Here is a 10,790-nt window from a genome sequence, read left to right on the forward strand (position 1 = left end):
AATAAGGACTGTTATGAAAAAGAAATTATGAACTATAAGTCCACTTGTTTTAGCAACACCAATTATAACTATTGCGTGTGCAAATAATTCGGATAAACAACCACATTTAAAAGATATTGTAGTTGTTTCAACAAGTTCAAATAATGCACTTATATCAATACAAATCGATAATTTATTACCAAATAAAACTTATAATCTAGAAGTAAAATTAAGTAATGGAATTTCTAAGCATATTAGTGTTAATTCTAATAAAGCTATTAAAGTTACAATTGATAATTTAACAGCTAATACAACATATCATATCAATTCAATTTTGCTTGATTCGCAAAATATTATTAACAATAATAATCAAAAAATTACTTTTACAACTAAAAAATCTGATGATCAAAGTATGTTTGATTTTAATGATGCAACATTTAATGTTTTAAAAACTGATGCAAATTCTGCATCGGTTGTTTTGGATTTTATAGCAAAGAATTTTCGAAATAATAATGTGCAATTTAAAGTAGTTTTAAATAATGACAAAAACTATGATGCAACTTATGTTTTAGATGGCAATAAGATTCGTTTAAGCATTAATGCCAGTGGTTTGAGTGCTAACACAAGTTATTATGTTAAATCTATTTTATTAGTTAATCAAGAACAAAGCAAAGAAATTTATAAAAATAGCGATGCTAATAAGTTTGCTTTTCAAACAACATCTATTGATACAATAAATCCTGCCTTAAAATCTGTAAATATATCAGATATAACAAAAAATAGTGCAAATTTAAATGTTGCTTTTAACAATTTGCAAACAAATACACAATATAATCTTAAAATTAAATTCACCAATGGAATGCAAAATGATTTCTTGTTAACATCTCAAAATGCTACATTCTTGATTGATAATCTTCAAACCAATACAACATATCAAATTGCTCAAATTCTACTTAATAACCAAGAAGTTATTACATCAGATAATCAAAAAATATCTTTTAAAACATTAGATGATATGCAAACTAACCAGCCACAACAAAAAGAGTATAAATTTAATTTTGATAATGCAGTTTTTAAAACAAGTGAAATAACAACAAATTCAGCTAATGCATCGATAACTTTTAATAGTGAAAATTTTAATAATTCAGATGTAAATTCAACATTTAAAGTGATATTAAATAATGATCAAATCTATAATGCTAGTTATAATGTTATCGATTTAAATCAAATTAAATTAACTGTAAATGCAACTAATTTGAAAGCTAATACAAATTATTTTGTCAAAAGCATTTTATTTTCTAATGGTAGTAGTAAAGTTATATATACCAATAACTATTCTAATAAATTTAGCTTCAAAACTAAAGCGAATCCTATTTTAAGAAGTATTAAAACAACTGATATAAAATCACATAGTGTAAATTTATCGTTAGATTTACAAAATTTGGAACCTAACAAAGAATATAATCTTAAAATTCGATTCAAAAGTGGATTTGATAAGGATTTTGTTGTAAATAACAACACATCTTCTTACCAAATTAGTGACCTTGCTGCTAGTTCTACATATCATATTTCACAAATTTTATTAAATAACATCGATATAATCACTTCGGATTCCCAAAAAATCTCTTTTACAACTTTAACAGATAACTCTAACAATTCTGAGTCAAAACCAAATGAATATCATTTTGACTTTAATAATGCACAATTTTCGTCATCTGAAATAACTACAAATTCTGCTAATTTATCTTTGAATATCCAAACAAAAAATTTTAATACTATTAAGCCGAATTTAACTTTCAAACTTATATTGAGTAATGATTACCGATACAATGCTACTTACCAAATTCTAAGTCCTAATCAGCTAAAACTAAATATTAATGCAGATAACTTAAGTGAAAATACAAGTTATTTTATTAAATCTATTTCATATAATGAAGATAATCAAGATCATTTAATTTATAGCGATTCAAATAACAAATTTAATTTTAAAACCTTGTCATTACCAGATCAAGTAACTAATGTTAATATTTATCATAGTTCGCTATTGGTAGAACCAAATTCAAATGCTAACAACCAAGTTGATGTAACTATAAATAACATAAAAGATATTTATCAAAATAAATCTGCAAGAATAGTATTAACAAAAAATGGGAGTGATATTTATAGCAGTGAAATAACATTAAATAATGCAACAAATTATACTTTTACAATAAACAATCTTTCGAATGGAACATATACATTTAAAAACTTTCAAGTAAATATAAATGGAAATTGAAAAACATTTGAAAATAGTTTCTCAGGCACATATTCATTTACTGTCACAGAAAAAAAACCACAAAAAGAAAATACTGCACCAGTTTCAAATAATGATATCAAAAACTATGGTAACATTTTTACCTTGCAAAATGCTAATCTTATTTCAGGCAATGATTTAAATATTAATACATCTAATGATTTTCATGAATTGAATAAAGATACATTAAAAACAAAAGATTCTTATTATCCTATATATTTTAATTATTTAGATGCTCCTACTACTAAAACAAGTTCAAATGACACTGAAAACAAATATACTCAAACATCTAATGTAGATGTTTCTAGCATAAATGTTACAAATGATACAATAACTATAAATATTACTAACACATCGGAAGGCATAACATCTGCAAAAGCATTGGTAAAAAGTTTTGACCAATATAATCCTTGAGTAAAATACATTGATTTAAGTGTTAATAGTAATCAACTTTCATTTAATGCAAACAATCTAAGTAACTATCAAAATGACTATATTATTACCCAACTTGTTATTAATAATAATAAAGTAGCAACCTTTAATTTGCAGTCAAAATATAAGTTTTCTAAGAAAAATAATTCATTTGATAATTTAATGTTGCAAAACTTTGATATTTATAAAAATCAGAACACAAAAGAGATTTTTGCAACAACTTCATTTAATTGAACAACTGAACAAGTTAAAATTTTATCAGATAAAGTTTTTGTTTTCTACTTTGAAGTAGAGAAAAAAGTTTATAAAGAAGAAAAGAAAACAGATTTTCCATTTGGTCCTACTATTATTGTAAACAAAGATCAAGCCTTTGATGTTGAAAATGCTGTGCCAGCAAGTAAGAAAATTTATATCCCTTTTAAAGATTTATCTAAATTTTCACTCGCAGCCTTTCAAGAACAAATTAAGTATAAACTTAAATATATTGATGTAGTAAATAATAAAAGTTATCTAAATTTTATTCCAAGAAAAGAAGTTTCTAATAAGAACATTGAGTTTTCATATAATTTTGACTGAACATCAGAAAATAAACTTAAAAACCAACTTGACGATGGTTCATCTGTAAGTAAGGTAAAAAAGTATGATTTATTATCTACAACACATCAAAGCAACATTACTTTTTCACCTGAAAATTTCAATGCAGTTTTAGATTATAATTTTGATTATTTTAACTGAAAAACCAGATATAAAAATTCAAAAGAAAACCATCCAGACCGTAATTACACAATTACAAAAAATAATATAGCTCAAAAAATTCATTGATTTAAAACTCGAGAATATCTTAATGATTCAATTTTTAAATTAAGCGAAAATAATGCTACTGCATCTATTTCTGAAGATTTAAATTCAATTATTATCCCAAGTGATTTTGATAAAGAGAACATAATTTTCTGATTTGTTTTTGAACTTGATTTAAATCCAAGAGAGTTTAAGGATGCAAATGAATTTGATAATATTCATTCGCGTGTTAGAGTTCCTGTTTCTTTGAAAACCTTGCAAGAAAACCAATATATTGATGATGTTGATTTTATGTATGATTATGTTTCTGAAACACCTGCATTTCAACAAAGTCTGTATTCAAAAATTAAGAGCAATATTAAATTTAGTTTATCATTAACAAATAATCAACTTACATTAAAACTACATACAAGAAATAATAATATCCATTTTAATAACATCCTTGCTACACATAATCATTCAACTAGTCGCTCAGCATTTATTTCGAGAAATGAATTTTTTGTAAATTGAATTCAAAATGAAACTGATACAGATGAAAAAATTAAATTTAAACAAGCTAAGAAACTTGATAAAAACTCAATTCAGGGTTCATCAATTGGTTATAAAAATACATATGAATTAAAAACACATAATCAAACAGTTCAAAATATAGAAGCGAGAAATAATATTTTAGATGATGCACCTGCCAAGGATGACCGTTCAAAACGTTTATATAAAGAAGATTCAGTTAAACCAATCGAAGAGGGTAGATCCAGAGTGTTTAGTTTAAATGCTGATGCTGATGGAACTTGAAATATCTTTTCCAAAGTTAATGATAATCCTAATGATTTTCGTTATTATGCCTTTGTTAATTTTCATGTTTGAAACACCAATCGTCATTCAGGGATTGGAACTTGAACGCAACATCATAACGGATATGAAAGAATTGTAGTTCAACATCCTAAATTGATTTCTTCGACTAATATTAACAGACCAACCCAAGATCAACAAAACAATAAATATTTACCAATTTATACTGATAAACAAGCAAATAATGCTTCGGATGATACAAATGATAAAAAATTTACATATCCAAAACTAACACCTGATGGTGATATGTTTGATTTTGAAATACCAAGCAGTGAACAAGGAATAACTTTTGATTTATTTTTAGATTTTAGCGGACAAGTTCAAAATTCATATGGAAATTTTAAAAATACTGATGGAGAAATTATCAGCAGAAGCACAAATAATAACCTCGATGCAATTGTTGCTATTGTAGATTTCAAACCAATTTTTACAACCTTTGATGGTAAAGATTTGGATACATATAAATACAAAGAAAGATTGTTAACTCAGCATGAAAAAAATGCAATAAAGCACTTTCTTAATTTCAAAAACCTTAAACCATTAAACATTTCGGATTTATCTTTATATCTTAGTTCCTTTAATAATTTAAACTTCTATATAGCAACTCTACCTAAGGTTGTTACCTTAGGTAATCAAGAAAGTTATCCCGGATTACGCTATCGTGAATATTTAATCGGTAATAACCCGATTAAATATTATGGTAATGATAAAAGTACCATTGATGCTGTACGCCCTGCACTATGAGGAGAGGTTCCAGATTTTGACTGAGGAAGTGGTTCATCAGGTAGTGGGGTTTATGATAGCGATGGTAATGTAGTTGGTTTAGATAAGCAAGCCGGAAACTGAGGATCAAATAATTTTTTAGTTTTTGATACACAAAAATATGCATATTTAAAAAATCGTGGATTACCTTATAATCCAACTACTTTTGAGCAGGTTGTAAAGAAAATGGCATATTTATACCCTGATCAATTTAAGGATATCTTCAAATAGTTTATTTTACTTTTTGATAAGTCTTAAATTCAAAGAAATCATAGATTTGTGATGAATTTAAGACAAATGTCTTTTCAGAATTAATACATTCTTTAATCTTATTAATTTGATCAACATAGTAATTTCCATCCAAGATGACTAAGAATTTCACTTTGTCATCTTGATTTTTATTAGCATTTTCGATAAATGACATCACATCGTTTCTTTGATTATCTTGAGCACCACCTTTTTCATTGGTATATTTGAAAGTGCAATAAAAAATTATATCGTCTTTGATGAATTCAAAGTCGATACTTTTGTTTGTGATTTCATTATATTCACGATTGGATAAATCAAGGATGTTACCAAACTTGTTGATAAATTTAGCATCCTTACCAGTTTTGGGTAATTTAAGGATGGTAACATTATGAAGTTGATTGTGCAAGTATTCGAGTAAAATATCTTCGTGAATGTTTTGTTTATTTGGATCTTTTGCATATCTTATGAGAGCAAAAATATCTTCATTTATGATTTTATCTTTAATAAAATTAACATCTAAATCATATCTATTTGCATCCTTATAAATTTTTTCTAGCAATGATTTATCATTTTGTATCAGCAAACTTTTAACATCCTTGATATTATGCATTCTTCTTTTTCTTAATTCCAATTCTCAGTTAATCATCATAACCACCTAGTTCATAAACAACACTCATTATTCGTTTTGTCTCAGTCCAGCTAAGTCTACGACGATATTTAAAATCCTTTCTTAAACCTTTAAACGAAGATAAAAACACATCCTTAGTTTCGCAGCGATATTTAACTAAATAATCGTTTAATGCATTGATATAGGCTTTTAATTGATTATCATCAAGATTTCAGTCATTAGGCAATTTAATTCTTGTATAACTTCGTGATGAATTATTGACATTTTTGCATTTTGAATCTGCTAATGAAAATCTAATACTATCATTTTTTGTATTATCGATGCCATTTAATCATATTTGTCCATTATTATCATTAAAAACAAATTTATATTGATTTTGTGGTTGCTTTTGAAGTTGTTTTAACTCTTTATATCAACCGATAAAAACATCATTTTTATACACCAAAAAATCCTGAGTAGAATTTTTGTTAAACAAAGCAAGACAAACTGGACATTCAGTATCATCAAACATTTTCATTTGCAACGAAATTACTGCATATAAGCGAGTTTTAAGATTTAAATTAGTTGATGTGATAAAAGTTTCAGGGATAATTGCAGCGACAAAATCGGTATGTTTAAGCATAATATCCAAAGCATATTTGTATAAGTCGTCATAACCACCAAAATCATTATTTATCTTAGAACGTGTTGCACTATTTTTTGCTAAATACGGTGGATTAGTAATAGCTAATTTATATCCTTTAGGATAGTTTTTTAATGAATCATTGATGTTAATTTGATATTTATCAAAATGATTAATTTGATTGTTGTTTTGATCGTAAAAATGTTGAATATCAAAACATCTTCATGGGTTATTTAAATTAAGTTGTGATAACAAGAAAGGTATATTATTAGAACCCGCAAAAGGCTCTAAATATATGATATTATGGGATAATAAATTATTTTCTTTAAGTCACTTAAAGAAAATAATATTATCAAATGGATTACAAATAGTAAAGAATTGTCCTAATCGTTTTTTGTTCATTATTTCTTTTCTAGCATACTGAACATATTCTTTTTATATACTTCGACACCAGGTTGGTTGAACGGATTAACTCCTAATAAATATGCACTCATTGCTAATGCTCGTTCAAAGAAGATAAATAAGGTTCCTAAGGTTGCTTCATTAAATGTGTCAAATAACATATGAATTACAGGGATTTTACCACTGATATGATGTGCATTTGCAGTAGCATTAAAAGCAATGTTATTAACTTGGTGTAAATTATTTGAAGCTAGGTAATTTAGTTTGTCATAATCAATTGCTTCTTTTGAAAATTCAATGTTAGCAGAAGGGTTTTCTAAGGTTAAAACAGTTTCAAAAAGAATTTTATTACCATCTTGAATCGTTTGTCCTAGTGAGTGTAAGTCGGTAGAAAATAAGCAACTGGTAGGTCATAACCCTTTTCCATCCTTTCCTTCAGATTCACCAAACAGTTGTTTTCATCATTCTAAGAAGTATTGTAGTTTTGGTTCATATGAAACCATCATTTCGATAGCATAATTGTTATTATATAAATGATAACGAGCAGCAGCATATCAGTAAGCAGGATTTGATTCAAGTTTTGATTCAGAAAGTTCTTTATTAGTTTGGTTTGCTGCATCTAAAATTCCTTTTGCATCGATTCCAGCACATAAAAACGGAAATAAACCAACTGCTGTTAATACCGAAAAGCGTCCACCGACATCATCAGGAACAACAAACTTTTGGTAACCTTTTAAGGTTGCTAATTCAAATAAAACACCTTTTTGTTTATCGGTTGTTGCAACTATATAATCGCTTGCTTGATCACCGATTTTACTTTCAAGCAATTTTCTAAATTCACGAAAAGCAATTGATGGTTCTAATGTGGTTCCGGATTTGGAAATTACATTAATAGCAAATTTTTTATCATCAACATATTTTAGTTTTGCAACTAATGTTTCTGCTGAAATATCATTTCCAGCAAATAAAAGTTCCATTTTAGGTTTTTTGCTTGAATAAGGTCCGTAGATAAAATCATAACCACTTTTAGCACCTAAATATGAACCTCCAATTCCAATGACAACAACAACTTCGATTCCAGTTTTAAATCAAAAATCGGCTTTCTCTTGCATTGCTTTAAATTCATCTTTATCATAATCAGCAGGTAGATTATATCAACCTAACCAATCTTTTTCAGCGACATTTTTGTTAACTATATCATTATGGATTTGGGTTATTTTAGGTTGTAAGTATTTTAATTCTTCTAATGATGGGGCTTTTGAAAAATCTAATTTTAAGTGTTTCATATTTTCCTTTATGTGATTTCTAATGTATCTTGATCACTATATACTTGCACATTGTATCCGTTTTGTTGTAATTGTGCTGCTAAATTAGTAGCAATTTTATCAACTAAAATAGGTTTACTTGCAAATTCTTGGTATAAGGTTTTTGTTAATGTTCTTAATTCGGATAAACCGATTGATGTAAGTGTTCCGTTACCACTGATATATAATTGATTAGTTTCTCCGTTGCTAAAGGTAATTTTTGAATCTAGTTGAGGGGAATTAAGTACAAAGTTTTCATTAAATCCCGCATTATTAATATCGTCTGCAGTCATTGTAAAAATTTGCGAATTATTATATAACTTTAAACGACGGATTTTACGTGGTTTATTATTTGATGCTTTTTGATTATCAGAAAATATTAATCCTTTTAATGATTTAATTTCTGGTACCCTAGAAAAATCAAGTCCTTGAGGATATGAGTTATCTTTTTCTTTGGTATCTGGATCTAATCCAGATCCGTAACTACCTTGAAAGAATGGTTCATTGTTGCGAGTTCAATATACCATTCTTAAACCTAAATTAATTTCTTTATATGGATCAGAAGTATTTTTTAAATAATTTGATTCATCAAAAGCAATGGTATCAAAGATGATTCGTGTTGCTATCGGGATGTTCTTTTTATAGTTTTGGTTAGGATTATAATCATTAGTATTAATTCAAGCAACTTTGTTTAATGCTCAAGGGTTATAACTTCAAGCATCTAAAACAGGATTTCCATAGGTATATAAACCTAGTTCATCAATGTTTTTGTCTTTTAAAGCAATTAATGCAGATGTATTAGTTGCTGAAGCATCAAAGAATAATTGTAGTTGTGGAATATGATTAGGAAGCAATTTAAAGATATCAATATATTTTTGTGCAGCACTTGCTTTACCTAAGTTATTAAAGCGATATGAAGTAATTTGTATTTTATTTTCTTCAAGTTCTTTAATTAATGAAGCTGTTTTTTGGTAAGCATTTGTATCATTCATATCAATATAGAGCGCATACCCTTGGTTGCGTAAGGTTGGGCTTTTGTCATCACGGGTATAATCATAAACTTTAATTCCAGGTGTGTTATTAACATATTTGCTAAAAATTGGTTCATTAGTTACATCGGTTTTAGTTCAACCTGGATAATTTCCTTCTTCTAAATTTCCTGGTGTGATAGCTTGTCAGTCATCATAACCAAAAGCTCTTTTGTATTTGTTATCTCTGGTAACTCTTGCAGTTACACGGTTAAATCCAGGAGGTAGTTCTTGTCCATAACTATCTAGTTCTCCATTTTCATTAATAAATACATTATCAGGATCAAGTGTGTAACCTTTTTTTAGAAAATCGATTGCTCTTTGTGAAAGATTAGTAAATTTGCTGCGATCGAGATGGAAAGCGACATAAACTTTTTCTTCTATGAAGCTATTAAATTTACGTTTTAAATAGATATCACGATAGTTTTGTTTGATATATTGCAGATATCTTGGATCATTTTTATGTCTTATAATTTCTTCAGCGATTCTACCAAAACGATCATTTATTCCAGTTCAAAAACCTTTAGATAGTATATATGGAGCATTTTCAGATTCTGAATCATCGGTAGCATCTGCAATTTTACCTGCATTAGCATTAATCCCATCGATAGCAACCTTAGCATCTGCTGCAATAAGTTGTGGTGTTACTTCAACAGAGATAATTTTTCCGGTTGTAACATTTTGGTATCCTTTCGGATTGGCAATTCCATCTTCGATATCTTGTTTAGAATATTCATGTGGTATAACCTTAAAATCTACCTTAGCCCTTGCTGTTGTGTTTGCAATATTTATTTCTGTATAACCATCTCCGATTCCGTCAATGTTATACTGTGTATTTGTAATAGGTTGAGTAGGTTTTGGCGTTGTTGGTTGTTGTATAGGTTTAGGTTGCTCGACTATAACAGGTGCAGAAGGTTGTGGTTTGCTCTCTACTTTTTGCACAGGTGGTTTTTGTTTTATCGGCTCTTGTTTTACAGGTTGTGTAGTAATAACAACTGGTTTTTGTAAATCAATAGGTTTTTGTTGTGTTTGTGGTGGCTTAAAATCTGGTGCATTTATTATAATTGGCTCTTTTGGCTGTTTTGGTTGATTTTCAGGTTTTATGATAGGTTCTTTTGGTTGTTCTTTTTGTGGTTGACTTGGAGCGATATTAATAACAACCGGATTAGTAGGTTGCTCTTTAATTTTTTGCAAGTTATTATCTATATTTGATGAGTTTGCTAGATTGGTGTTTAATTTGTTTTCAGGAATTAATCTAGCATCTTGATTTGATAAATCAGTTTTGCTTCCACTTAGAATTTGAGCTGATGTTTGATAAACTACTGAAGCAATGCTGCTAGATAAAATTAAGCTACCAGAAATAGCTGCTAAGAGAATGAAATTCTTACGTTTATATGACATCTTAACCTCCATATAATTTATATATAAATTATCACAAAAAAGC

The 10,790-nt window shown here is 27.8% G+C and carries 5 protein-coding genes; 1 reads left to right on the plus strand and 4 read right to left on the minus strand.

Features of this window, described 5'->3' with window-relative positions:
* Window positions 1–13: 13 nt before the first annotated feature.
* Window positions 14–5,344 carry a hypothetical protein gene (locus ACXYRQ_RS00150; protein ID WP_458614421.1) on the plus strand — a complete coding sequence of 1,777 codons (5,331 nt, stop codon included), beginning with the start codon at window positions 14–16 and terminating at the stop codon, window positions 5,342–5,344.
* Window position 5,345: 1 nt separating this feature from the next.
* Here the strand turns inward: ACXYRQ_RS00150 and ACXYRQ_RS00155 are convergent, their stop codons facing one another.
* The 4 genes from ACXYRQ_RS00155 to ACXYRQ_RS00170 are packed head-to-tail and all read right to left on the minus strand — an operon-like array spanning window position 5,346 to window position 10,747.
* On the minus strand, window positions 5,346–6,008 hold the full coding sequence (locus ACXYRQ_RS00155; protein ID WP_458614422.1) for a hypothetical protein: 663 nt from the start codon (window positions 6,006–6,008) through the stop codon (window positions 5,346–5,348).
* The gene (locus ACXYRQ_RS00160; protein WP_458614423.1) at window positions 6,001–7,014 is read right to left on the minus strand and encodes a hypothetical protein; all 1,014 of its coding nucleotides are present in this window, start codon (window positions 7,012–7,014) and stop codon (window positions 6,001–6,003) included. Before ACXYRQ_RS00160 ends, ACXYRQ_RS00155 begins: the two co-directional genes overlap by 8 nt.
* Complete coding sequence (locus tag ACXYRQ_RS00165) at window positions 7,014–8,300, minus strand: glucose-6-phosphate isomerase (protein ID WP_458597309.1); 1,287 nt, start codon at window positions 8,298–8,300, stop codon at window positions 7,014–7,016. The genes ACXYRQ_RS00160 and ACXYRQ_RS00165 overlap by 1 nt, the downstream gene beginning before the upstream one ends.
* An 8-nt stretch (window positions 8,301–8,308) precedes the next feature.
* The gene (locus tag ACXYRQ_RS00170; RefSeq protein WP_458614424.1) at window positions 8,309–10,747 is read right to left on the minus strand and encodes a putative immunoglobulin-blocking virulence protein; all 2,439 of its coding nucleotides are present in this window, start codon (window positions 10,745–10,747) and stop codon (window positions 8,309–8,311) included.
* Between the last annotated feature and the right edge of the window lie 43 nt (window positions 10,748–10,790).

The sequence above is a fragment of the Mycoplasma sp. 394 genome, assembly GCF_054353895.1.